The sequence below is a fragment of the Pseudomonas sp. Tun-23181 genome (genome assembly GCF_057415455.1).
Map to the genome: position 1 here is coordinate 1905395 of NZ_CM171630.1, position 24480 is coordinate 1929874.

General features: G+C 66.6%; 24 protein-coding genes and 1 pseudogene. 2 read left to right on the plus strand and 23 right to left on the minus strand.

Features of this window, described 5'->3' with window-relative positions; translation table 11 throughout:
• Positions 1-112 precede the first annotated feature (112 nt).
• From ACDI39_RS09310 to ACDI39_RS09365, 12 genes are all read right to left on the minus strand, one after another.
• Positions 113-898 (minus strand): TatD family hydrolase, encoded by a 786-nt coding sequence (locus ACDI39_RS09310; protein ID WP_225787047.1) that lies wholly within the window; start codon positions 896-898, stop codon positions 113-115.
• 37 nt (positions 899-935) lie between these two features.
• Positions 936-1922 carry a DNA polymerase III subunit delta' gene (locus ACDI39_RS09315; protein ID WP_253080437.1) on the minus strand — a complete coding sequence of 329 codons (987 nt, stop codon included), beginning with the start codon at positions 1920-1922 and terminating at the stop codon, positions 936-938.
• Complete coding sequence (gene tmk, locus ACDI39_RS09320; protein WP_225787049.1) at positions 1915-2547, minus strand: dTMP kinase; 633 nt, start codon at positions 2545-2547, stop codon at positions 1915-1917. The genes ACDI39_RS09315 and tmk overlap by 8 nt, the downstream gene beginning before the upstream one ends.
• Before the next feature lie 9 nt (positions 2548-2556).
• Positions 2557-3741 carry an endolytic transglycosylase MltG gene (mltG, locus tag ACDI39_RS09325; RefSeq protein ID WP_225787050.1) on the minus strand — a complete coding sequence of 395 codons (1185 nt, stop codon included), beginning with the start codon at positions 3739-3741 and terminating at the stop codon, positions 2557-2559.
• A 4-nt stretch (positions 3742-3745) separates the two neighbouring features.
• The gene (gene pabC / locus ACDI39_RS09330; protein ID WP_225787051.1) at positions 3746-4567 is read right to left on the minus strand and encodes an aminodeoxychorismate lyase; all 822 of its coding nucleotides are present in this window, start codon (positions 4565-4567) and stop codon (positions 3746-3748) included.
• On the minus strand, positions 4567-5811 hold the full coding sequence (gene fabF, locus ACDI39_RS09335; RefSeq protein WP_225787052.1) for a beta-ketoacyl-ACP synthase II: 1245 nt from the start codon (positions 5809-5811) through the stop codon (positions 4567-4569). Before fabF ends, pabC begins: the two co-directional genes overlap by 1 nt.
• Positions 5812-5965: 154 nt before the next feature.
• Positions 5966-6202, minus strand: coding sequence for an acyl carrier protein (acpP, locus tag ACDI39_RS09340; RefSeq protein ID WP_043214413.1), 237 nt, complete (start codon positions 6200-6202; stop codon positions 5966-5968).
• A 203-nt stretch (positions 6203-6405) separates the two neighbouring features.
• Positions 6406-7146: a 3-oxoacyl-ACP reductase FabG gene (gene fabG, locus ACDI39_RS09345; protein WP_225787053.1), complete on the minus strand. Its 741-nt coding sequence runs from the start codon at positions 7144-7146 to the stop codon at positions 6406-6408.
• 16 nt (positions 7147-7162) lie between these two features.
• Entirely contained in the window at positions 7163-8101 is a 939-nt protein-coding gene (gene fabD, locus ACDI39_RS09350; RefSeq protein ID WP_225787054.1) for an ACP S-malonyltransferase, read from the minus strand.
• 124 nt (positions 8102-8225) lie between these two features.
• Positions 8226-9236 (minus strand): phosphate acyltransferase PlsX, encoded by a 1011-nt coding sequence (gene plsX, locus ACDI39_RS09355; protein WP_262923643.1) that lies wholly within the window; start codon positions 9234-9236, stop codon positions 8226-8228.
• A gap of 3 nt (positions 9237-9239) precedes the next feature.
• A complete protein-coding gene (gene rpmF, locus ACDI39_RS09360) occupies positions 9240-9422 on the minus strand; it encodes a 50S ribosomal protein L32 (protein ID WP_008096416.1) in 183 nt (60 codons plus the stop codon).
• 13 nt (positions 9423-9435) lie between these two features.
• Positions 9436-9963: a YceD family protein gene (locus tag ACDI39_RS09365; protein ID WP_225787055.1), complete on the minus strand. Its 528-nt coding sequence runs from the start codon at positions 9961-9963 to the stop codon at positions 9436-9438.
• Between the two features lie 95 nt (positions 9964-10058).
• On the opposite strand from ACDI39_RS09365, the gene ACDI39_RS09370 reads away from it, so the two are divergent.
• Complete coding sequence (locus ACDI39_RS09370; RefSeq protein WP_225787056.1) at positions 10059-10637, plus strand: Maf family protein; 579 nt, start codon at positions 10059-10061, stop codon at positions 10635-10637.
• Positions 10638-10726: 89 nt separating this feature from the next.
• Here ACDI39_RS09370 and ACDI39_RS09375 read toward each other — a convergent pair whose 3' ends face one another.
• Genes ACDI39_RS09375 through rluC form a run of 3 tightly spaced genes read right to left on the minus strand, consistent with a single transcriptional unit; the run spans position 10727 to position 13355 of the window.
• Positions 10727-11710, minus strand: a complete 984-nt coding sequence (locus tag ACDI39_RS09375) for a S49 family peptidase (protein ID WP_486538468.1) — start codon at positions 11708-11710, stop codon at positions 10727-10729.
• A complete protein-coding gene (locus ACDI39_RS09380; RefSeq protein ID WP_225787058.1) occupies positions 11703-12392 on the minus strand; it encodes an HAD family hydrolase in 690 nt (229 codons plus the stop codon). Before ACDI39_RS09380 ends, ACDI39_RS09375 begins: the two co-directional genes overlap by 8 nt.
• 6 nt (positions 12393-12398) lie before the next feature.
• Positions 12399-13355 carry a 23S rRNA pseudouridine(955/2504/2580) synthase RluC gene (gene rluC, locus ACDI39_RS09385; RefSeq protein ID WP_225787059.1) on the minus strand — a complete coding sequence of 319 codons (957 nt, stop codon included), beginning with the start codon at positions 13353-13355 and terminating at the stop codon, positions 12399-12401.
• 746 nt (positions 13356-14101) lie between these two features.
• Here rluC and rne point away from each other — a divergent pair.
• A complete protein-coding gene (gene rne, locus ACDI39_RS09390) occupies positions 14102-17365 on the plus strand; it encodes a ribonuclease E (protein WP_486538471.1) in 3264 nt (1087 codons plus the stop codon).
• 138 nt (positions 17366-17503) lie between these two features.
• On the opposite strand, the gene murB is transcribed toward rne, so the two are convergent.
• From murB to ACDI39_RS09430, 8 genes and pseudogenes are all read right to left on the minus strand, one after another.
• Entirely contained in the window at positions 17504-18523 is a 1020-nt protein-coding gene (gene murB, locus ACDI39_RS09395) for a UDP-N-acetylmuramate dehydrogenase (RefSeq protein ID WP_225787061.1), read from the minus strand.
• Positions 18520-18984, minus strand: coding sequence for a low molecular weight protein-tyrosine-phosphatase (locus ACDI39_RS09400; RefSeq protein ID WP_225787062.1), 465 nt, complete (start codon positions 18982-18984; stop codon positions 18520-18522). Before ACDI39_RS09400 ends, murB begins: the two co-directional genes overlap by 4 nt.
• Positions 18984-19748: a 3-deoxy-manno-octulosonate cytidylyltransferase gene (kdsB, locus tag ACDI39_RS09405; RefSeq protein ID WP_225787063.1), complete on the minus strand. Its 765-nt coding sequence runs from the start codon at positions 19746-19748 to the stop codon at positions 18984-18986. Before kdsB ends, ACDI39_RS09400 begins: the two co-directional genes overlap by 1 nt.
• Complete coding sequence (locus ACDI39_RS09410) at positions 19745-19930, minus strand: Trm112 family protein (protein WP_011532874.1); 186 nt, start codon at positions 19928-19930, stop codon at positions 19745-19747. The genes kdsB and ACDI39_RS09410 overlap by 4 nt, the downstream gene beginning before the upstream one ends.
• 41 nt (positions 19931-19971) lie before the next feature.
• Entirely contained in the window at positions 19972-20982 is a 1011-nt protein-coding gene (lpxK, locus tag ACDI39_RS09415; protein WP_368816584.1) for a tetraacyldisaccharide 4'-kinase, read from the minus strand.
• The gene (locus ACDI39_RS09420) at positions 20982-21416 is read right to left on the minus strand and encodes an ExbD/TolR family protein (protein ID WP_225787065.1); all 435 of its coding nucleotides are present in this window, start codon (positions 21414-21416) and stop codon (positions 20982-20984) included. The genes lpxK and ACDI39_RS09420 overlap by 1 nt, the downstream gene beginning before the upstream one ends.
• Positions 21413-22048, minus strand: a complete 636-nt coding sequence (locus ACDI39_RS09425; protein WP_410045865.1) for a MotA/TolQ/ExbB proton channel family protein — start codon at positions 22046-22048, stop codon at positions 21413-21415. The genes ACDI39_RS09420 and ACDI39_RS09425 overlap by 4 nt, the downstream gene beginning before the upstream one ends.
• 94 nt (positions 22049-22142) lie before the next feature.
• A pseudogene (locus ACDI39_RS09430) lies at positions 22143-24353 on the minus strand (DNA internalization-related competence protein ComEC/Rec2); the annotation flags it as partial.
• Between the last annotated feature and the right edge of the window lie 127 nt (positions 24354-24480).

Genomic DNA, 24480 nt, shown 5'->3' on the forward strand with positions numbered 1-24480 from the left:
CAGAACCCGGGTTTTTTTTGCCTGCGATCAGGCCACTGCGTCGGGTTACACCGTTGGGGCGCGAAGCGGCCCGAGTAATGGCTATACCGCTCACACAGAGCGGCCTGCAAACTCAGCCGGCAACCCGCGCCAGCGGAAACAGCCGCTTGAAGTTGGCGGTGGTCTGCTGCGCCAACTGCTCATAGCTGACGCCGCGCAGCGAGGCCACGTACTCGGCCACTTCGCGTACGTACTGCGGCAGGTTCGGCTTGCCACGGTACGGGATGGGCGCCAGGTAGGGCGAATCGGTTTCCACCAGCAGGCGGTCGGCCGGCACCTGGCGGGCGACATCGCGCAGGGCATCGGCGTTGCGGAAGGTGACGATGCCCGACAGCGAGATGTAGTAGCCCAGGTCCAGCGCCGCGCGGGCCATGTCCCAGTCCTCGGTGAAGCAGTGCAGCACCCCGGCCTGGGGCAGGCTGGCCTCGCGCAGCAGCGCCAAGGTGTCGGCCCGCGCTGCGCGAGTATGGACGATCACCGGCTTGCCGGTCTGCCGCGACGCCTCCAGGTGCAGGCGGAAGGAGGCCTGCTGCAACTCGGCGGCCTCCGGCTCGTAGTGATAGTCCAGCCCGGTCTCGCCGATCGCCACCACGTGAGGATGGGCGAGCTCGCCCAGCAGCCACGCCAGCGCCGGTGTCTCGCCCGGCGCCAGGTCCAGCGGATGCACGCCCACCGAGCAGTCGACATCGGCATAGCGCTCGCTCAGCGCCTTGACCGCATCGGCGTTATCGGCGCTCACGCCGATGCACAGGAAATGCCCGACGCCCCGCTCACGGGCGGCCTGCAGGGCGGCATCGAGGGAGCCCTGGTGGGCACTCAGGTCAAGACGGTCGAGGTGGCAATGGGAATCTACGAGCATGGGATGACGACACACGTGAAGGAAACGAAAGGAAAGATCAACGGGAGCCCGGCAACTGCAGCCAATGGGCCAGCAAGGCTTCCAGCAACAGCACGCGATTGAGGTTGGCCTTGGCCAGCACCTTCTGGCGCTGCTCGAGGATCCACGCCTGGACCTCCAGCACCCGGCCCTGCCGGCTCTTCTGCGCCAGGTATTGCAGGACCTTGCGCATATCGGCCAAGCCTAGCCCCTGTTCATCCTGGGTCAATTGATAACGCAGGATCAGGTGCGACCAGTCGCAGAACCAGTCGAACAGCAGCAACAACGGGACGCTGCTCCAGGCTTCGGCCAACTGGCTGGGCGATTGCTGCTGCTTGAGCAACTTCTTGACGCCCTCGGTGACCAGCGCCCGCTGCTCGCGTATGCCCTGGGCCTGCAAGCTCACGGCCATCAGCGGCGAGCCTGCGGCCAAGGTCAGCAACTCGTCACGCTCGGCCTCGTCGCTCTCGGGCAAGGCATCCGCCAGCCAGGCCTTGCTCTGGGCCAGGCTGGGCTGCGGGCAGGCAACCTGCTGGCAGCGGCTCTTGATAGTCGGCAACAAGCGGCTAGGCTGGTGGCTGACCAGCAGCAGCACGGTATCGCCGGAGGGCTCCTCCAGGCTCTTGAGCAGGGCGTTGGAGGCATTGACGTTCATGGCCTCGACCGGCTCGATCAGGACCACCTTGCGCCCGCCCAACTGGGCCGTCTGCACCACGAAGGACACCAGCTCACGGACCTGGTCGATCTTGATCGGCTTGTCGGTGTCTTCCGGCTCCAGCACGAAGTTGTCCGGATGGCTGCCCGCCTTGAGCAACAGGCAGGACTTGCACTGCCCGCAGGCATCCACCCCCTGGGGTTGCTGGCACAGCAGCCGGGCCATCAGGCGCTCGGCCAGGGCACGCTTGCCGATCCCCTGGGGCCCGTGCAGCAGGTAGGCATGGGCGTGCCGGGCACGGCCGGCCAACTGTTGCCAGAGCGCCTGCTGCCAGGGATAGGCGTCAGCCACGGCAGCGCTCCAGGATCCCCGGCAGCAGGCCATCGATGGCGCGCTGCACGGCCTCCAACGGCTGCGCGGCGTCCAACAGGCTGTAGCGCTGGGGTTCACGGCGGGCACGCGCGAGGTAGGCCTGGCGCACCGCCTCGAAGAAGGCCTGGCCTTCCTGCTCGAACCGGTCCAGGCGCCCCCGCGCGGCGGCACGGGCCAGGCCGACTTCGACCGGCAGGTCGAAGACCAGGGTCAGGTCGGGGCGCAGTTCGCCCTGGACGAAGTGCTCCAGGGTGGCGATACGCGCCTGCGGCAGGCCGCGGCCACCGCCCTGGTAGGCGTAGGTGGCATCGGTGAAACGATCGCACAGCACCACGGCACCACGGGCCAGCGCCGGGCGAATGACCTCGGCCAGGTGCTGGGCGCGGGCAGCGAAGACCAGCAGCAGCTCGGTGTCGGCAGCCATGCATTCGTCGCTCGGCGCCAGCAGCAGCTCGCGGATTCGCTCGGCCAGCGGCGTGCCGCCGGGCTCACGGGTCAGCACCACGTCCACGCCCTGCTCGCGCAGGCGCTCGGCCAGGTACTCGCGATTGGTGCTCTTGCCCGCGCCTTCGGGGCCTTCCAGGGTAATAAACAAACCGCTCACGGGCAGTCCTTACTGTTGTTCGTCAGGTGCCGGCGGCTCGGCCGGCGCGGATTCGGTGGCAGGCTCGTCGCCCGCGTCCGCCGGGCCGGTGGCCGGGGGCTCGCCGGTCTCGGCCGGCGGCTCGGAGGGCGCGACCTGCCCGCCCTCCTCCGGCTGCGCCTGGGGCGCCGGGCTGGAACGGTAGTCCGCACGACGCTTGAGCTGGTATTCACGTACCGCCGTATTGTGGTCGTCCAGGTCGTCGGAGAACACATGGCTGCCGTCACCACGGGCGACGAAGTACAGGCTGCTGCCATCGGCCGGGTTCAGCGCGGCATGGATGGCCTCGCGACCGACCATGGCGATCGGCGTCGGCGGCAGGCCGGTCATGGTGTAGGTGTTGTAGGGCGTCGGCTCGCGCAGGTCGGCACGGGTGATCCTGCCGTTGTAGCGCTCGCCCATGCCGTAGATCACCGTCGGGTCGGTCTGCAGCATCATGCCAAGGCGCAGGCGGCGCACGAACACGCCGGCGATCTGCCCACGCTCCTGGGGAATACCGGTTTCCTTCTCCACCAGCGAGGCCATGATCAGCGCCTGGTACGGATCGCGATACGGCAAGCCGCTGGCCCGTGCGGCCCACTCCTTGGCCAGCACCTCTTCCAGGCGCATGTAGGCTTGCTGCAACAGCTCGACGTCGCTCATGCCCCGCACGAAACGGTAGGTGTCGGGGAAGAAGCGGCCCTCGGGAAACACGCCGGTGTGGCCGAGCCGATCCATCACTTCCGAGTCGGACAAGCCGCCGAGGGTATGCTTGATCTTTTCATGCTTGGCGACGGCCGCGCGCACCTGGCGGAAGGTCCAGCCCTCGACCAGGGTCAGGTTGTACTGCACCACGTCGCCCCGGCGCCAGGCCTCGAACAGGTCGTGCACGGTCATGCCCGGCGTGAGGCGGTACTCGCCGGTGTGCAATGGGGTACCGGCCATGTTGAAGCGCCAGTACAGGCGCAGCCAGAGGGCATCCTCGAGCAGGCCTTCGCCCTGCATGCGATAGAACATGCGATTGGGGGTGGTGCCACTGGGCACGTCGAGCAGGCGCTCCTGCGTCACGTGCAGGGGCTGCTCCAGGACGGTGTAGACCTTCCAGGCCCCCCAGCCCAAGGCCAGACCGGCGAGGATCAGGCCCATTTCCAGCAGCAGCAGGAATTTGCGTCTCACGAATTCAGATATCCAGTAACGTACGGGCAACGGCCTGCAGTTTACGGGTGAGCGGGCCTGGCGACCAGCCGAGCTTCAGCGCGGCGAACTCGCGCACCGGCCACACGCCATAGACGCTGTTGCACAGAAACACTTCGTCGGCTCGCGCAAGCTCCGCCAGCTCGAGGTCGCGCACCTGCACCGGGATGCCGAGCGCCGTCGCCTGCTCCAGCAACGCCGCGCGCATGACGCCCGCCACGCCGCAGCGGCTCAGGTCGGCCGTCAGCAACACGCCGTCGTGCACCAGGAACAGGTTGCTGTACACCCCTTCGATCAGCCGCCCGCGCATGTCGCGCATCAACCCTTCGGCATGCTCGCCATCCTGCCATTCGCCACGGGCCAGCACCTGTTCCAGGCGGTTCAGGTGTTTGAGCCCAGCCAGCAACGGTTGTTCCGCCAGACGAGTCTGGCAGGCGAACAGGCGCACGCCGTGTTCGGCATGCTCACGGGGATAGGCCGGCAGAGGGCTGCCCTGGAGGATACGCCGGGGCATGGCACCCACGGCAGGTGCGTAGCCACGCAGGCTATCGCCACGGGTGAGGATCAGCTTGGCCACGCCGTCGCCGAGCAGGCTGGCATAGCGCACGACTTCGTCACGCACCAGCGCCAGGTCGAGCTCGATCGCCAGGCGCTGGCAACCCAGCGCCAGGCGATCGAGATGCTGGGTGAGCAGGCTCGGCCTGCCGCCACGCACGGCGATGGTCTCGAACAGGCCATCGCCATAGGCCAGGCCGCGGTTCTGCAGGTTGACCGCAGTCGCCTCCTGGCCGTCGATCCAGCTGTGCATCAGCCAACGAACCGGCGGAATACCAGCGAACCGTTGGTCCCACCGAAGCCGAAGGAGTTGGACAGCACCACGTCGATCGGCATGCTGCGTGCCTCGTGCGGTACGAAGTCCAGGTCACAGCCTTCGTCCGGCTCGTCCAGGTTGATGGTCGGTGGCGCCATCTGGCTGTTGATCGCCAGCACGCTGAAGATCGCCTCCACCGCGCCGGCTGCGCCCAGCAGGTGGCCGGTCATCGACTTGGTGGAGCTGACCGCCAGCTTGTAGGCATGTTCGCCGAACACCTGCTTGATCGCCGCCACTTCGGCCAAATCGCCCGCAGGCGTCGAGGTGCCGTGGGCATTGATGTAGCTGACCGCTTCCGGCGCAAGGCCAGCATCGCGCAAGGCGTTGGCCATGCAACGGGCAGCGCCGGCACCGTCCTCGGGCGGCGAGGTCATGTGGAAGGCATCGCCGCTCATGCCGAAACCGACCAGCTCGGCATAGATGGTCGCGCCACGGGCCTTGGCATGCTCGAGTTCCTCGAGCACCAGGGCACCGGCGCCATCGGACAGCACGAAGCCATCACGGCCCTTGTCCCACGGACGGCTGGCGCGGGCCGGCTCGTCATTGCGGGTCGACAGCGCACGGGAAGCGCCGAAGCCCCCCATGCCCAGGCCACAGGCGGCCATCTCGGCGCCACCGGCGATCATCACATCGGCCTCGCCATGGGCGATATTGCGCGCGGCCATGCCGATGCAGTGGGTGCCAGTGGTGCAAGCGGTGGAAATGGCGTAGTTGGGCCCCTGCAGACCCAGGTGGATCGACAGGAAGCCGGAGATCATGTTGATGATCGAACCCGGTACGAAGAACGGCGAGATCCGCCGCGGGCCCTGCTCGTGCAAGGTCCGGCTGGTGTCCTCGATGTTGGTCAGGCCGCCGATGCCCGAGCCCATGGCCACGCCGATGCGCTCACGGTTGGCGTCGGAGATTTCCAGGCCGGCGTTGCGCACCGCCTGGAAACCGGCCGCCAGGCCGTACTGGATGAACAGGTCGAGCTTGCGGGCTTCCTTGGCCGACAGGTATTGCTCGACATCGAAGCCCTTCACCGAGCCGCCAAAACGGGTGGAGTAGGCAGACAGGTCCGTATGCTCGATCGGACCGATGCCACTGCGGCCAGCCAGAATGCCTTGCCAAGTGCTCGGTACATCGGTACCCAGTGGCGACAACATACCCATACCGGTGACCACGACGCGTCTACGCGACACAGTACTCTCCTCTTCTAATAACTAGAGTCTCTTGCCATTGCATTCACGTTGAGGGAATGAAATGGCAACAGGCCCTCGGCGCTCGCAAAGAAAAAACCGCACGCCGGCAAAGGCAGTGCGGTTTTTCCCGACAAGAAGCGTCGACTACTGCATCTTAGGCCTGGTGGCTTTTGACGTAGTCGATAGCAGCTTGAACGGTAGTGATCTTCTCGGCTTCTTCGTCAGGGATTTCGGTCTCGAATTCCTCTTCCAGAGCCATCACCAGCTCAACGGTGTCAAGCGAATCGGCACCCAGGTCATCGACGAAGGACTTCTCGGCAGTCACTTCCTCTTCCTTGACGCCCAGTTGCTCGGCGACGATTTTCTTGACGCGTTCTTCGATGGTGCTCATACCTAGTTTTCACTCCTAATGGACATATGTCAGGCAGCTGGCCGGTGACCAAGTTTATAGGAAGACGCCTGCTTTTCAAGCGGAACGCGCCTTCCACCAAGTCACCCGACCCTCTGCCCGGAATCTGGTTGCAGCTTTATAACGGATTTTAGGCTCCGTGTATGACTCTTTTTTGAAGCAATCCGTCACATTGAGTTGCAGTTTTACATGTACATCCCGCCGTTCACCGGCACGGTGGCGCCGGTGACGTAGGCTGCACCGTCGGATGCCAGGAAGGAAACCACCTTGGCGATCTCCTCGGCCTGGCCCAGGCGGCCCAGCGGAATCTGGCTCAACAGGCCCTCGCGGTGCGCTTCTGGCAGCTCGCGGGTCATGTCGGTGTCGATGAAGCCCGGGGCCACCGAGTTGACGGTGATGCCACGCGAGCCGACTTCACGCGCCAGGGCGCGGCTGAAGCCTTCCAGGCCGGCCTTGGCGGCGGCGTAGTTGACCTGGCCGACGTTGCCCATGGCACCGACCACGGAGCCGATGCTGATGATACGGCCCCAACGCGCCTTGGTCATGCCACGCAGCACGCCCTTGGACAGACGGTAGAGGCTGTTGAGGTTGGTGTCGACCACGTCGAACCACTCGTCATCCTTCATGCGCAGCATCAGGTTGTCGCGGGTGATACCGGCGTTGTTGACCAGGATGGCCGGCGCGCCGAACTGTTCCTGGATCGCATTGAGGACCGCGGTGACCGACTCGTCGCTGGTCACGTTCAGCGCCATACCGGTACCGGCGATGCCGTGCTCCTTGAGGGTGGCAGCGATGCGCTCGGCACCCGAGGCCGAGGTGGCGGTGCCGATCACGGTCGCGCCCTGGCGGCCCAGTTCGAGGGCGATGGCCTGGCCGATGCCACGGCTCGCGCCAGTGACCAATGCAACTTTACCTTGCAGGCTCATGCAAGCTTCTCCTAGTTCAGGCCAGCGCCGCACGGGTGGCGGCGACAGCGTCAGGGGTATTGAGGTTGTAGGTGGTCACGCCGTCGGCGCAACGCTTGTTCAGGCCAGCCAGGACCTTGCCCGGGCCGCACTCGACCAGGTTGAGCGCACCGTTGGCGGCCAGGGTCTGCACGCATTCCACCCAACGCACCGGCTGGTACAGCTGCGCCAGCAGGTCTTGCTTGAGGGCGTAGAGGCTGGCGGCGACCGCGGCGGTGACGTTCTGCACCACCGGGATCTGCGGAGCCTTCCACTCGATGGCGTTGACCGCCTCGGCGAAGCGCTCGGCGGCCGGCTTCATCAAGGCACAGTGCGACGGCACGCTGACCGCCAGCGGCAGCGCGCGCTTGGCGCCCTTGGCCTTGCACAGCTCGATGGCACGGTCCACCGCAGCCTTGTTGCCGGCGATGACCACCTGGCCAGGGGAGTTGAAATTGACCGCGCTGACCACTTCGTCCTCGGCCGCTTCGGCACAGATGGCCACCACGTCGGCGTCGTCCAGGCCCAGGATCGCCGCCATGGCGCCATGGCCTGCCGGTACGGCTTCCTGCATCAGCTGACCACGGCGCTCGACCAGGCGAACGGCGTCCTTCAGGCTCAGGCTGCCAGCGGCAACCAGCGCACTGTATTCACCCAGGCTGTGGCCGGAGACGAATGCCGGGCGTGCGCCGCCCTCCTCCAGCCACAGGCGCCACAGGGCGATGGAGGCGGTGAGGATCGCCGGCTGGGTCTTGTCGGTTTGGTTGAGTTGTTCTTCCGGACCTTGCTGGACCAGCTTCCACAGGTCGTAGCCCAGGGCCTCGGAGGCTTCCTTGAAGGTCTCGACGATTACCGGCTTCTCTGCGCCGAGTTCGGCGAGCATGCCCAGCGACTGGGAACCTTGACCGGGAAAGACGAATGCGAGGGATGCAGACATTGAACAAGCCCTTATGATCTTGTCGTCGGATAGGGTGCGTCGAGCCCGGGGCTGGACGCGGAAACTGAACACTTGGATGGGAAAAGGGACCAAGCGGTCACATTTAACCACTTCACGGCGGGAATTAAAGCAAGAGATCTTCCAGGCGACCATGCAGCCGTTGCGGCAGGTTCTCCTGGATCTCGATCAGCGCCCGCTGGATGGCGCTCTGGAAACCCTGCACCCCCGCCGAGCCATGGCTCTTGATGACGATACCCTGCAGGCCGAGAAAACTCGCGCCATTGTGTCGCGCCGGCGCCAGGTCGGCCTGCAGGCGCTTGAGCAGCGGCATGGCCAGCGCACCGGCGGCACGGGCGAGCAGCCCGCTCCTGAACAGCGCCTCGATACGCACACCGATCATGGTCGCCAGGCCTTCGCTGGACTTGAGCAGGATATTGCCGACGAACCCATCGCAGACCACCACGTCCGCCTCGCCGCGATACAGGCCGTCGCCCTCGACGAAGCCTATATAGTTGAGGCCACGGGCATTCTGCAGGAGGCTGGCGGCCAGCTTGACCTGCTGGTTGCCCTTGATGTCCTCGGTACCGACATTGAGCAGCGCCACGCGCGGACGATGGATACCCAGGGCCTGCGCGGCCACCGAGCCCATCACGGCGAACTGGTAGAGGTTCTCGGCACTGCAATCGACGTTGGCACCCAGGTCGAGCAGTTGGCAGTAGCCTGCCTGGGTCGGGATCGCGGCCACCATGGCCGGCCGGTCGATGCCCGGCAGGGTCTTGAGCACGAAGCGCGACAGGGCCATCAGTGCACCGGTATTGCCGGCGCTCACGCAGGCCTGCGCCTTGCCGTCACGCACCAACTCCAGGGCGACGCGCATCGACGAGTCAGGCTTGCCGCGCAACGCCTGGGACGGCCGCTCGTCCATACCCACCACCTCGCTCGCCCCAACGATTTGCAGGCGCGCACGATCCGCAGCCGGTAGGCCGCTGACGAGCTCTTCGAGAAAGGAAGGTTGACCGACGAGGGTCAGGTGCAGCGAGGGGGTAGCCGAAAGGCAGGCAATGCTTGCCTGGACAATGCTGCGGGGACCGAAGTCCCCGCCCATTGCGTCGATCGCGATGATCTGAGCGGACAAGGATTACTCGTCGGCGCCCTTGTCGATCACTTTGCGACCACGGTATACGCCTTCTGGCGAAACGTGGTGGCGCAGGTGTACTTCACCGGTGCTCTTCTCTACCGACAGCGCGTTTTCCGACAGGGCGTCGTGGGAACGGCGCATGTCGCGGGCAGAGCGGGATTTTTTGTTCTGCTGAACAGCCATAATTGATTAACTCCTAAACGTTTGGGTCACGCTTTAACTGCGCCAAGACACTGAACGGGTTGGACCGCGATACCTCGTCCTTGCTCGGTTCGGGCTCGTCGGCGCCCGCCGGCTGCTGGCATTCTTCCGGATGATGAGCAGGCACGATGGGCAAGGCGAGCAAGAGCTCCTCCTCGATCAGTGCCTGCAGATCCAAAGGATCTTCGCCCAGTTCCAGCACGTCATAGCCTTTCGGCAACGACTGGGTATTCGCACCCTCCTTCACCACAGCGTAGGTACACTCGCTGTGAATCGGCAGGGTGACCAGCTCAAGACAACGCTGGCAAACCATCTTGACTTCGACATCGAGTTCGCTGTGGAACACCACAACGCCTTGCTCGTCTCGCTCAAAATCGAACTTCGCCTGCACCGTACCGACATCGTCGGACAGCGGGTCGCAGAGTCTTTCCAAATCAGCGAGTTGCAGCGAACCCTGGAGGGTTACGCCACGATCGGCCAATTTGCGCGGGTCAACGTGAGGTGGAATCGGGTCATTCAACATAGGCGCAGCATTCTAGGGATGCCCCCCGCCCCTGTCAAAGGAAATTCGGCGGCATCTGCCATGTTAGAATCGGCTCATCTGACCAGGAGTCTACCATGCTTCCCCTGTTACTGGCTTCCAGCTCCCCTTACCGGCGCGAACTGCTCGAGCGCCTGCGCCTGCCTTTTACCTGGGCAACCCCCGACATAGACGAGCGCCGCCTGGATGACGAGCCCGCCGTGGAACTGGTGCGCCGGCTGGCCAGGCAAAAAGCCGAGGCGCTGGCGGGCAGTCACCCCGGGCACCTGATCATCGGCTCCGACCAGGTGGCGGTGCTCGGCGAGCAGATCCTCGGCAAGCCTCATACCTTCGAGCGCGCCTGCGAGCAATTGTTGGAATGCAGCGGGCAGCAGGTGAGCTTTTTGACCGGACTGGCACTGCTGAACAGCGCCACCGGGGAATGCCAGGTCGACTGCGTGCCGTTTACCGTGACACTGCGTGAACTGGACCGGGAGCGGGTGGAGCGCTATGTGACGGCGGAGCAGCCGCTGGACTGCGCTGGCAGTTTCAAGGCGGAGGGTCTGGGGGTGAGCTTGTTCCGGAGCACCCATGGGTGTGATGCGACCAGCCTGATTGGCCTGCCACTGATCAGGTTGGTGGATATGCTGACCAAGGAAGGCGTGGTGATTCCCTAGCCTGGCTCAGGATCTCTGGCGCCTGTGAGATCGAGCACAGCGCGGGCAGCACTCGATCTCACAGGCACCGCAAGGCCAGCGACGCGCCCTCAGCGCAACGAAGGCCCCTGGAACCCCATCCACATGGCCAGGCGTTCAGCCACGCTGGCGCCCAGGCGCTTGGAGAAGCGGTCGAACGGCGACTCCTGGACGGTGAAGTCCACCAGCTCCTTCTCGCCCACCACTTCACGCGCCACATAACCGGCACTGCCCAGGCCATCCACCAACCCCAGCGCCTTGGCCTGCTCGCCCGACCAGATCAGCCCACTGAACAGCTCTGGGTGCTCCTTGTCCTTGAGCCGCTCGCCCCGCCCCTGCTTGACCATGGCGATGAACTGGCGATGGGTGGTGTCGAGCACCCCTTGCCAGAACTCGGTCTCTTCCGGCTTCTGCGGCGAGAAGGGGTCGAGGAAGGCCTTGTGCTCGCCAGCGGTATAGGTACGCCGCTCCACACCGAGCTTTTCCATGGCACCGACGAAACCGTACCCGGCCGCGGTGACGCCGATGGAGCCGACCAGGCTGGCCTTGTCGGCATAGATGTCGTCCGCCGCACTGGCGATGTAGTAGGCGCCCGAAGCCCCCAGGTCGGCGATCACCGCGTAGAGCTTGATCGCCGGATACTCGGCCCGCAGGCGCCGGATCTCGTCATAGACATAGCCCGCCTGCACCGGGCTGCCACCCGGGCTGTTGACACGCATGACCACGGCCTTGGTCTTGGGATCCTTGAACGCTGCGCGCAGGCTCTTGATGATGTTGTCCGCGCTGGCAGGCTCCTGGTCGGCGATCATCCCGCGCACCTCGACCAGCGCCGTATGGCTGGCACTGCGCGAAGTAGCCTTGTCCATGTCCATCAGCGGCGTGAACAGCACCAGCACACCGAACAGGTAGACGAAGGTCAGCAGTTTGAAGAAGATGCCCCAGCGCCGCGCCCGACGCTGTTCCTGGACGCCCGCCAGCAGGGTCTTCTCCAGCAGTTTCCAGCTCTTGCGCTCCTCGCCGTCATCGGGCTCGGGCGCTTTCCACTCGTCAGCCATGCTCACCTACCTTGGAAGTGGCGCTGCGCGTAGCGGCCAGCCACTCGCGCAACTGTGAAAAATGATCGATGCACACCTGCGGCCCGAACTCGCTCAGGGCCTGCAGCGACATCGCGCCATAGCCCACCGCGACCGAGTGCATGCCAGCATTGCTGGCCATCTGCAGGTCGAATGCCGAATCTCCGACCATCAGCGCCTGCCGCGGTTCGACCCGACAGTGGGCGAGGATCTCCTCCAACATCAGTGGATGGGGCTTGCCACGGGTCTCGTCGGCGGCGCGAGTGATGTCGAAGTAGCCTTCCCAGCCGTTGGCCTTGAGCACACGATCCAGGCCGCGGCGCGCCTTGCCGGTGGCCACCGCCAGGCGATAGCCCTCGGCACGGAAGGCCTCCAGCGACTCGACCACGCCGTCGAACAGCGGCGACGGCTGCTGGTCCAGGGCCATGTAGATGTCAGCGTAGTGCTGGCGAAACACCTCGACCTGGACAGCATCGAGGTGCGGATAGAGGGTGGCGATGGCCTCGCCCAGAGCCAGGCCGATAATGCCCTTGATCGCCCGCTCGTCGCTCGGGGCCTCCCCGGCGCGCTCGGCCGCGGCGTTCATGGCCAGGACGATGCGCCCAATGGAGTCGGCCAGGGTTCCGTCCCAGTCGAAAATCAACAGCTCGTAGCTCTTTTTCATGAAAAGTCAGGTCGCACTCAGGCGCTCCACGGTCCTGGCCCACATGTCGTCCACCGGGGCCTCGAGCTTGAGCTCGCCGCCGTCAGGCAGCGGCACGGTCAGCGCATAAGCATGCAGGAACAAGCGCTTGCCGCCCAGATCGCGCAGTTCCCGGGTGAAATCCTCGTCGCCGTACTTGCTGTCACCGGCGATGCTGTGCCCGGCATGCAGGGTATGCACGCGGATCTGGTGGGTACGCCCGGTCACCGGACGCGCCTCGACCAGGGTGGCGAAATCACCGAAGCGGCGCAGCACCCGGAACAGGGTCAACGCCTCCTTGCCCTCGTCGTTGACCTCGACCATGCGCTCGCCCGAGCGCAGGTTGCTCTTCTGCAACGGCGCGCTGACCTGTTTCTTCGACGTGGGCCAATGGCCGCGCACCAGGGCCATGTAGCGCTTGTCGACGCCGTCGCCACGCAAGGCCGCGTGCAGGTGGCGCAGCATGCTGCGTTTCTTGGCGATCATCAGCAGGCCGGAGGTGTCGCGATCCAGGCGATGGACCAGCTCCAGCTCCTTGGCGTCCGGGCGCAGCTGGCGCAGCGCCTCGATCACCCCGAAGCTCAGGCCGCTGCCGCCGTGCACGGCGATGCCGGCAGGCTTGTTGAGCACGATCAGCGCCTTGTCCTCGTAGACGATGGCCGCCTCCAGGCGCTGCAGCAGCCCCTGGGCCACCGGCACCGGCTCGTCGCGCTCGGGCAAGCGGACGGGCGGTACCCGCACGATATCGCCGGCCTGGAGCTTGTACTCGGGCTTGATCCGGCCCTTGTTCACCCGCACTTCGCCCTTGCGCAGGATGCGGTACACCAGGGTCTTGGGCACGCCCTTGAGGGCCGTGATGAGGAAATTGTCGATGCGCTGGCCGGCAAGCTCCGGCGCGACTTCGATCAGCTGAACGCCGGAAGTCGGGGGGGTATTGGTCGTCATGGATGGATCATAACAATTTTTTATGGAATTGAAGCACTTAATCATTACTGCTATAGTCGCGAACGCCGCCAAAAGCGGCAGGCCAGCGGCACATGGCTCCACGCCGGCCCCTGACCAACGCAATTCTCGAGGACGCGAGGCCGTCCGACGGGGTTTTCGCCAGTTTACCGAAATGCCTGGAATCGCCACCAGCGCCGAGTAGAGAAGACCGAAAAAAAACGACGAGTGCGGTGTTTCACCTCCTTCCCTGTTCTTTTTCGCCGCGCCTCTGCCCGCCACCGTCGCTTCCGCGCAACCTGGCGAATGCTTCGGAAACATCTGCCTTGGACATGAATGCGCCAGCTCCCGACGTGGAGCTCGCGAAAAATGCAACCCGTTGCGGATTCAGCGCGCGGCAGCACCCGAATTATCAGGGATACGTGCAGGGTGGAGATGCACAGACCTCGGACCGTGTAGCACGGCATCCGGCCACCGGCCTTCTGACAACGGCCTGGCGAGCGGACCCGCTGTTTTCCAGATGCCCACGGGCGTCCACGGCCCCCTGGCTGATTCCTCCTCCTGAACTGAGTGCACATGCAGCAAATCAGGACGCGTCGTCGCGACCACGGCAGGCTGGGCAACCGGCTGGTGCCGAACGTCGCTGGACACGGGGGTGGCCCGCCACCCTTTGCGCACCTTGGCACCGACCATGAGAAGTCGTGTGTGCCGAACGCCGTTTCCGGCAGCCCGGAAACCGACGGTACAACATGAAAAGAATGCTGATTAACGCGACTCAACCCGAAGAGTTGCGTGTAGCCCTGGTGGACGGCCAACGTCTCTACGACCTGGACATCGAGTCCGGCGCGCGTGAGCAGAAAAAGGCCAACATCTACAAAGGCAAGATCACCCGGATCGAACCCAGCCTCGAAGCGGCTTTCGTCGACTTCGGTTCCGAACGCCACGGCTTCCTGCCGCTGAAGGAAATCTCCCGCGAGTACTTCAAGAAGGCCCCCGAAGGCCGCGTCAACATCAAGGAAGTGCTGAGCGAGGGCCAGGAAGTCATCGTCCAGGTCGAGAAGGAAGAGCGCGGCAACAAAGGCGCCGCCCTGACCACCTTCATCAGCCTGGCTGGCCGCTACCTGGTGCTGATGCCCAACAACCCCCGCGCCGGCGGTATCTCCCGCCGCATCGAAGGCGAGGAGCGCAACGAACTGCGCGAGGCCCTCAACGGCCTGACCGTCCCCGCCGACATGGGCCTGATCGTGCGCACCGCCGGCCTTGGCCGCAGCAGCGAAGAAATGCAGTGGGACCTCGACTACCTCCTGCAGCTGTGGACCGCCATCAAGGAAGCCTCCCAGGACCGCGCCGCGCCTTTCCTGATCTACCAGGAAAGCAACGTCATCATCCGCGCCATCCGCGACTACCTGCGCCAGGACATCGGCGAGGTGCTGATCGACAGCATCGACGCCCAGGAAGAAGCCCTGACCTTCATCCGCCAGGTGATGCCGCAGTACGCCAGCAAGGTCAAGCTGTACGAGGACAGCGTCCCGCTGTTCAACCGTTTCCAGATCGAAAGCCAGATCGAGACCGCCTTCCAGCGCGTGGTCGACCTGCCATCGGGCGGCTCGATCGTCATCGACCCGACCGAGGCCCTGGTGTCCATCGACATCAACTCGGCGCGCGCCACCAAGGGTAGCGACATCGAGGAAACCGCCCTGCAGACCAACCTGGAAGCGGCCGAGGAAATCGCCCGCCAGCTGCGCCTGCGCGACATCGGCGGCCTGATCGTCATCGACTTCATCGACATGACCCCGGCGAAGAACCAGCGCGCCGTGGAAGAGCGCGTGCGCGAATGCCTCGAGGCCGACCGTGCCCGCGTGCAGGTCGGCCGCATCTCGCGCTTCGGCCTGCTGGAGATGTCCCGCCAGCGCCTGCGCCCATCGCTCGGCGAAAGCAGCGGCATCGTCTGCCCGCGCTGCTCGGGCACCGGCATCATCCGTGACGTCGAGTCGCTGTCCCTGGCGATCCTGCGTCTGATCGAGGAAGAGGCCCTGAAGGACCGCACCGCCGAGGTTCGCGCCCAGGTGCCGATCCCGGTCGCCGCCTTCCTGCTGAACGAAAAGCGCAACTCGATCACCAAGATCGAACTGCGCACCCGTGCGCGCATCATCATCCTGCCGAACGATCACCTGGAAACCCCGCACTTCGAAGTCCAGCGCCTGCGCGACGACAACCCGGACGTGCTGAACAGCCAGTCCAGCTACGAGATCGCCGCCGCCGAAACGGAAGAAGCGCCCCAGCCGACCGCGACCCGCACCCTGGTTCGCCAGGAAGCTGCGGTCAAGACCGCGCCGGCCCGCGCCAATGCACCGCTGCCGAGCACGCCCGAGCAACAGCCCGCCGCGCCGGTCGCAGCCGCGCCCAGCGTTCCCGAGCCGAGCCTGTTCAAGGGCCTGGTGAAATCCCTGGTCAGCCTGTTCGCCGGCAAGGAAGAGCCTGCCGCCGCACCGGCCGCCACCCCCGCCAAGCCCACCACCGAGCGCACGCAGCGCAACGAGGAGCGCCGCAACGGCCGCCAGCAGAGCCGCAACCGCGGTGGTCGCCGCGAGGAAGACCGCAAGCCACGCGAAGAGCGCAGCGAGCGCGCCCCGCGCGAGGAGCGCCAGGCGCGTGAAGAGCGTGCCCCGCGTGAAGAACGTGCACCACGCGAGGAGCGCCAGCCGCGCCAGCCACGCGAAGACCGTCGCGGCAACCGCGAGGAACGCGTTCGCGAACTGCGCGAGCCGCTGGATGCAGCCCCTGCCGCCCGCGAGGAGCGCCAGCCCCGTGAAGAGCGCGCCCCACGTGAGGAACGCGCACCGCGCGAAGAGCGCGTAACCCGCGAGGAGCGTGCGCCACGTGAAGAACGCGCACCACGCGAGGAGCGTGCGCCCCGTGAAGAGCGCGCCCCACGCGAGGAACGCGCACCGCGCGAAGAACGTGCTCCACGTGAGGAACGTGCACCGCGTGAAGAGCGTGCGCCACGCGAAGAACGTGTCGAGCGCGAAGAGCGCCAGCCACGTCCGCCACGTGAAGAACGTCAGCCACGCGCTGCCGAGCAGGCTGCCGAAGCGGCCGAGGAGCAACTGCCGAACGAGGAACTGCTGCAGGACGAACAACAGGAAGGCACCGATGGCGAACGCCCACGCCGCCGCTCCCGTGGCCAGCGTCGTCGCAGCAACCGCCGCGAACGCCAGCGCAACGCCAATGGCGAGCTGATCGAAGGTGGCGAGGAAGAAGCCAGCGGCGAGCAGCAGCCACAGCCACACAAGGCCACCGAGCTGGGTGCCGAACTGGCTGCCGGCCTGGCCGTGACCGCTGCCGTCGCCAGCAGCAACATCAGCGCCGAAGCCGAGGCCCAGGCCAACCAGCAGGCAGAGCTCGCCACTGCCGTTACCCGCGAGGCCGAAACCGTCAGCCAGCCAGCCGAACAGGCTGCCCAGGCCGAGGAAACCGCCGCCGCCCCAGTGGTCGAGCAGCCGGTCAGCGAACCTGTCGCCGTGGTCGAGCCAAGCGCCGAGCCAGTGGTCGAAGTCGTGCCGCAGCCCGTTACCGAAGCTGAAGCTGTCGAGCAGGCGCCTGCGGTCGAAGGCGGTGAAGCCGAGCCAGCAGTGGTCGCCGAGCAGGCGCCGGTCGAGACGCCAGTCGTCGAGCAACCAGCCGCTGTCGTCGAGGCCACGCCGGAAGTGACCGAGGCCTCCCCGGCCGCCGCCGAGCCAACCCCAGCCGAAGCCCCAGCCCCGGCCGAGCCCGCCACCGTGATGCTGCCCAACGGCCGCGCCCCGAACGACCCGCGTGAAGTGCGTCGTCGCAAGCGCGAGGCCGAAGCTGCAGCAGCGGCCGCCGCCGCTGCCGCCGCTGCCCAGGCGGCGGCCCAGCAGGAGGCCCAGCCCGAAGCTATCGAGCAGCAAGCGCCTGCGGCCGAGCAACCGGAAGTGGCCGAGCAACAGCCCCTGGAAACCACCGAGGAGCACAAGCCTCACCACGGTTGATGCCATCGGCTGAATGAAAAAGCCCCGCCAGTGCGAACTGGCGGGGCTTTTTCATCGGGGAAACCAAAGACCGAAAGCACAACAAGGACCCCGTGGGAGCCGGCTTGCCGGCGATCGGCTGCGCAGCAGCCGCCTCGGTCAATACAGGTTCGGCTCCATCTCCAACTCGACACCGAACCGTTCCAGGATATCGGCCTGGATCCTGCGCGCCAGGTCATGCAACTGCGCCCCGCTCGCCTGGCCATAGTTGACCAGCACCAGCGACTGCAAGCGATGCACCCCCGCATCCCCTTCCCGGTACCCCTTCCACCCCGCCTGCTCGATCAACCAACCCGCCGCCAGCTTCACCTGGCCGTCGGCCTGTGGATAGGCCACCAGGTTCGGATAGCGCGAGCGGATCCGTTCGGCCAGCGCCGCCGGCACCACCGGGTTCTTGAAGAAGCTCCCGGCATTGCCCAGCTCGGCAGGGTCCGGCAGCTTCTCCCGGCGAATGCTGCAGATGGCTTCGCTGATGGCCTGTGCGGTCGGCTGCTCGACACCCTGCTCAGCCAGGCGCTGACGCACCGGCCCGTAGTCCAGGTGTGCCTGCAATGTACGCGTCAGGGCGAAGCGTACCCGCAGGATCAACCAACGCCCCGGGTTGCGCTTGAACAAACTATCCCGGTAGGCAAAGGCGCACGCCTCCAGGCCGAAGTCCCGCAACTCGCCGGTTTCCCGGTCCAGCGCGGTCAGCCCGGCGAACACATCCTTGATCTCGACCCCATAGGCGCCGACATTCTGCATCGGCGCGGCGCCCACGGTGCCCGGGATCAGGCTGAGGTTCTCCAAACCGCAGAAACCCTGCGCCAGGCTCCACTGCACGAAGGGGTGCCAGGGTTCGCCGGCCTCGGCCTCCACCACCACCCGCTCGCCATCGTCGTGCAACACTCGCCGGCCATGGCTGGCCATGTGCAGCACCAGCGCGTCGACGTCACGCGTGAGCAGCAGGTTGCTGCCACCGCCGAGCACCAGCACCGGCACCTGCCGCTCGCCTGCCTCGGCCAGGGCCTGGCGTATCGCCTCGTCGCTGCACGCCTGGGTGAAGTAACGCGCCGTTACATCGATGCCGAAGGTGTTGTAGGGCTTGAGCGACACCCGCTCCTGCCAGCACGCCGTCATAGCCGCCCCTTGATTTCCACGACCAGCTCTCGGCAGGCGGCCTCGATCAGGTCCAGCACCTGCTCGAAGCCTTCGGCGCCACCGTAGTAAGGGTCCGGCACCTCATCCAGGGCGGCGCCGTAGCGCCGTAGGAACAGGTCGAGCTCGCCGCTCGCGGTGTGCGGGCGCATGGCCTGCAGATGACCGAGATTGTGCTTGTCCATGGCCAGGATCAGGTCGTACTCACCGAAGTGGGCCACCTGGACCTGCTGGGCACGCTGGCGCGACAGGTCGTAGCCACGCGCTAGGGCGGCGCGGCAGGTACGGCCGTCGGGCGCCTTGCCGACATGCCAGTCACCGGTGCCGGCCGAGGCCACATGGACCTGCGCGGCGAGCCCCGCCGCTTCGAGCTGGTGACGCAGCACGCCTTCGGCGGTCGGCGAGCGGCAGATGTTGCCCAGGCAGACGAACAAAACGCGCATCAGGCCTCCAGCAAGCGCCGCACGCGCTCCAGGTCTTCGGGGGTATCGACACCCACGGCCGGGGCCTCGAGCGCATCGGCGACATGGATACGCACGCCGTGCCACAGGGCACGCAACTGCTCCAGCGACTCGGCCTGCTCCAGCCAGCAGGGGCCCCAGGCGACGAAGTCCTGGAGAAAGCCCACACGGTAGGCGTACATGCCGATATGCCGGCGGTAAGGCACCGCCTCAGGCAGGCTGTCGCGATCCTTGGCGAAGGCATCCCGCGCCCACGGCAGCGGCGCGCGACTGAAGGTCAGGGCCAGGCCGTTCTTGTCGCTGACGACCTTGACCGCATTGGGGTTGAACACGGCTTGCGGCGCGTGGATCGGCTCGGCCAGGGTGGCGATGCCCGCTTCCGGGTGCGAGGCCAGGTTCACCGCCACCTGGTCGATGATCGACGGCGGGATCAGCGGCTCGTCGCCCTGGACGTTGACCACGATAGCGTCGGCAGGCAGCTCCAGGCGCGCGGCGACTTCGGCCAGGCGATCGGTACCCGACTCATGATCGGCGCGGGTCAGCAGCACTTCGGCGCCGAAAGCCTCGCAGGCCTGGACGATGCTCGTATCGTCGGTGGCGATGACCACACGGCTGGCGCCGCTCTTGCGCGCCTGCTCCCACACGTGCTGGACCATCGGCTTGCCGGCGATCGGCAGCAGCGGCTTGCCCGGCAGGCGCGTGGAACGCAGGCGGGCGGGAATCACCACGGTGAAGTTCAGGCTCATTTGTCCAGACGCTCTTCGTCGGTCAGGGTGCGCGCTTCGCTTTCCAGCATCACCGGGATGCCGTCGCGGATCGGGTAGGCCAGGCCCGCGCCCTTGCTGATCAGCTCGGTCTTGTCGGCGCTGAGCTTGAGCGGGCCCTTGGTGATCGGGCAGGCCAGGATGTCGAGCAGTTTGGTGTCCATGGAAGCTTCCTTGAGGCCAATGGCCGGAAATTGACGATGATTCAGGGCTGCCGGTGCGTGGGCAGCAGGCGCGCGAGCTGGCTGTCGAACCAGGCAATGAAGGCTGGCGATGGCACGGCGTCGACCGCCAGGTACCACCAGTCGTCGCTGGCGAACCCACGGCATTTCACCGCATCCTTTTCGGTCATCACCAGCGGCAGCGGCGGGCTGAAGGCCAGGCTTTCGGCGCTGAACTGCGCATGGTCGGCGAAAGGGTGCGGCACCGGCTGCCAGTTTAGCCCCTGCAGGGTGTCGAAGAAACGCCGTGGGTTGCCGATGCCGGCCACGGCATGCACGGCCTGGCCGGCGGCGAAATGATCGAGGGCGCAGCGCTCGCCGCTGCGCAGGTTGACCAGGGCGCTGGGCTGCAAGCGGAAGGCGAAGCCGTTGTCGCGGTCGGCTTCGGCGCCGTTGTACAGCACGGCGTCGGCCTCCAGCAGGCGCTCGGCCGGCTCACGCAGCGGGCCGGCCGGCAGGCAGCGGCCATTGCCCAGGCCGCGGGCGGCATCGATCAGCACCAGTTCCAGGTCACGGGCCAGGCGATAGTGCTGCATGCCATCGTCGCAGAGGATCAGGTCCAGCGGCTCGCTGGCCAGCAGCGCCTGCACGGCGCGGGAGCGGTCGGGGTCGATCATCAGCGGCACGCCGGTGCGCTGGACGATGAGCAGCGGCTCGTCGCCAGCCTGTTCGGCGCCTTGGCCGGCCTCGACGCGCCAAGGCAAGCGGGGTGGCTTGGCGCCATAGCCACGGCTGACCACCCCCACCCTGAGCCCTTGCCGGCGGCAGTGCTCGACCAGCCAGAGGATCATCGGCGTCTTGCCAGTGCCGCCGACGGTGATGTTGCCCACCACGATCACCGGCACCGGTGCGCGGTAGCTGGCGCTGCCACCCTCGAGAAAACGTGCGCGCTTGCGCATCACCACACGCCGGTACAGGGCCTCGAGCGGCCGCAGCAAGGCCAGGGCCGGGTGCCCGGTGTACCAGGCGGCGAGCAAGCGGTCGGCGAAGGCCATCAGGGGGTCCCCTGGGCCGCCTCGACGGTGGTCATGCGCAAGTGGCTGAAGCCGAGTTTGCCGGCAGCATCCATCGCGGTGACCACGGCCTGGTGCGGGGTACGGCCGTCGGCGCTGATCGCCAGGGGCAATTCGGTGTCGCCGCCAGACTCCCGTTGCAGCGCCTCGACCAGGGTGGTCAGGTCGCTCTTGGGCAGCAGGTGGTTGTTGACCGAGTACACGCCATCGGCGCTGATGGTGACCTCCAGGCGCTTGCCCTCCTCCGGCGGCGCCTGCTCGGCACTGGCGGCTTCGGGCAGCTCGACGCGCAGTTGGGTCTCGCGGGTGAAGGTGGTGGTGACCACGAAGAACAGCAACAGCACGAACACCACGTCGATCAACGACGCCAGGTTGATGTCGACGTTCTCCCGCTGCCGATTGCGCCGGAATTTCACGCCTTGCCTCCGGCCACTTCGACTTCGCGATCGCCCTGCAGCACCTCGACCAGCTTGATCGCCTCCTGCTCCATGCCCACCACCAGCTCATCGATGCGCCGCTGCAGGAAGCGGTGGAAGAACACTGCCGGGATACCGACCATCAGGCCAGCGGCGGTGGTGACCAGGGCCTTGGAGATACCACCGGCGAGCACCGCGGGATTGGCGGTCATCTGCGTGCCCATGAAGGCGCTGAAGATGTCGATCATGCCCAGCACCGTGCCCAGCAGGCCCAGCAGCGGCGCCATGGCGGCGATGGTGCCGAGGGTGCTGATGTAGCGCTCCAGCTCGTGGATGACCCGCGAGGCGGCCTCCTCGATGCATTCCTTCATGATCTCGCGGCCATGCCGGGAGTTGGCCAGGCCCGCGGCGAGGATCTCGCCCAGCGGCGAATCGGCACGCAAGGCCTTGAGCTTGTCACTGGTCAGTTGCTTGTCCTTGATCCACATCCACACCTGGCCCAGCAGGTGCGGCGGGGTCACGCGACTGGCGCGCAGGGTCCACAGGCGTTCGGCGACGATAGCCATGGCGGCGATGGAGCTCAGAATGATCGGCAGCATCATCCAACCGCCGGACTTGACCAATTCCCACACGTTGAACATCCCCTTGGAAAAAGGTCGCCACTCTACCATAGGCGCGAGGGGGGCTCATCTGCCGGAGGTCGCTTCGGGCTGCAAGCCCGAAAGGCTCTCGCCAGAAACGCCGCTGCGCCCGCAGCCCTTCGACCTCGCCGTGGCGCCCCAGTACCAGCCGCAGTGCCCCGTCCACCGCCGTATCGTGAATCGCCAGCCCATGCCGCCGGTACCGCTCGATGACCTGCGGGTGCGGATGCCCGAAGCCATTGCTCCGCCCCCGCGAGATCAGCACACCACGCGGCGCAGTGGCACGGATGAAAGCCTCGGTGGAAGAGCTGCGACTGCCATGGTGCGGTGACTGCAACCAGTCGATACGCGGCCCACCGGTGGCATCCAGCCAGGCCCGTTCGGCACCCGCCTCGATATCCCCGGCCAACAGCAGGCGCTCGCCCTGGGCTTCGACCAGCAAGGTGCAGGAGCGATCGTTGCTCCCCTGCCCTTCGGGCCAGCGCCAGAGCGAGAAACGCACGCCGTCCCATTCCCAGCGCTGGTCGTTGCTGCACGCTTGTGCCTGCAACGCCTGTGGCAACGCCATCGCCTCGCCAGCGAGCACGCGGCCAACCGGCAAGCCGCGATGAATGGCCTGCGCGCCACCGGCATGGTCGGCATGGGCGTGGCTGATCAGCAGCAGGTCAAGGTGACTCACCCCCAGCTTGCGCAGGGTCGGTAACACCACGTGCTCGCCCAGGTCGGTGTCGCCCCAGGCGGGGCCGGCATCGTAGAGCAGGCTGTGGTTGCGGGTGCGCAGCAGCACCGCCAGGCCTTGGCCGACATCCAACTGCCAGACCTCCACCTGGCCCTGCGGTACTTGTTCCCTAGGCGCCCACAGGGCCAGCAGCATGACCAGCCCCAGGCCACGCAGAGGCACGCCCCGAGGCAACAACACCAGCACCGCCCCGGCGAGTACCAACAGCCAGGCCCAAAGCGGCAGGGATGGAGGCGTCCAGGCCGGGCGCCAGCCCGCCACCACGGCCAGCAGGCGAAACAGCAGATCGACCAAGCCACCGGCCAGCCACAGCAGCGCCTCGCCCAGCCCTGCCAGCGGCAGCAGCGCCGTCCCCAGCAGGGCCAGGGGTAGCACGGCCAGGCTTATCCAGGGTACCGCCAGCAGATTGACCAGCGGGGCGGTGAGGCTGACCGGCAACCCCAAGGCCAACAAGGCCGGCAACAGGCCCACGGCGATCACCCACTGGGCGCGGCTCCAGGCCTGCCAGGGCCGCCAGCCACCGAGACGGCCGCCAAAACAGTAGATCAGCACCGCCACCGCCGCGAACGACAGCCAGAAGCCCGGCAACAGGCTGGCCAGCGGCTCGACCAGCAGTACGCCCACCAGCGCCAGCAGCAAGGGAAACAAGGCACCGAGATGGCGAAAACGCAGGCGCCACAGCAGCACGGCCGCCAACATCAGGCACGCCCGCTGCACCGGTACCTGGAACCCCGCCAATGCGCCATAGCCCAGGGCCGCGAGCATTGCCAGGGCGCAAGCCCAAGGCAGCCAGGGCGAGCGCCTTGGCCAGGCGCCCAGACGCGCGGCCCCGGCCACCAGGCCATACACCAGCCCAGCCAGCAGGCCGATGTGCTGCCCGGAAATCACCAGCAGGTGCACCGTGCCGGTGGCCTGCAACACCTGCCATTGCTCACGCGCAAGCCCTGCGCCATCGCCCAGCACCAGCGCCGCCAGCACCGCCTCGCGCCCCTGGGCATCCACCGCCAGCAGACGCTGGCGCACGGCATCGCGCCAGGCCCCGGTGGCCGGTGCCAGCAACTGCCCGGCCTTGACCGTGCCCGTGGCGCCGACCCGCCGCGCCAGCAAGCTCGCCTCGCGGTCTGGGCCATGAGGGTTGAGCAGGCCATGGGGGCGCTTGAGCGTGACCGCCAGCCGCCAGCGTTCGCCAGCCTTGACCGGCGGGCCGTCGAACCAGCTCAGTTGCAGCCGCCGGGGCAAGCCCGCGCGGCGCGATACCGCCTCGTCCAGCTCGAAGCGCATGGCCCGCCCCGACTGGGCCGGCAGGCCCGTTACCCGCCCCTCCAGCCACAGCGTGCGGCCATCCAGCTCCGCCGCCAGGCGATCGTCCAGTGCCAACTGCGCCGACCAGCAGGCCCAGGCCAGGCCCAGCAGCAGGCAGCCCAGCGGCCAGCCGCGCGTACACAGGCCTGCCAGGCCGGCCAGGGCCAGCACGAGCAGCCACCCGACCGATGGCAAGGCCGGCAGAAAGCCCAGGCTCAACAGCCCGAGCGCGAGCGCAAACATCCCTGTGCGCATGAGGTAAGGCTCCAGAAGCACAATCGCCTTCTGAGGCATAGACGAAATGGCGACAAAGCCCGCTCAACAATTGTCACAAACTCTGAACGAGGCTGTGCGGGAATCAGGGCATACTGAGCGCCTTCGA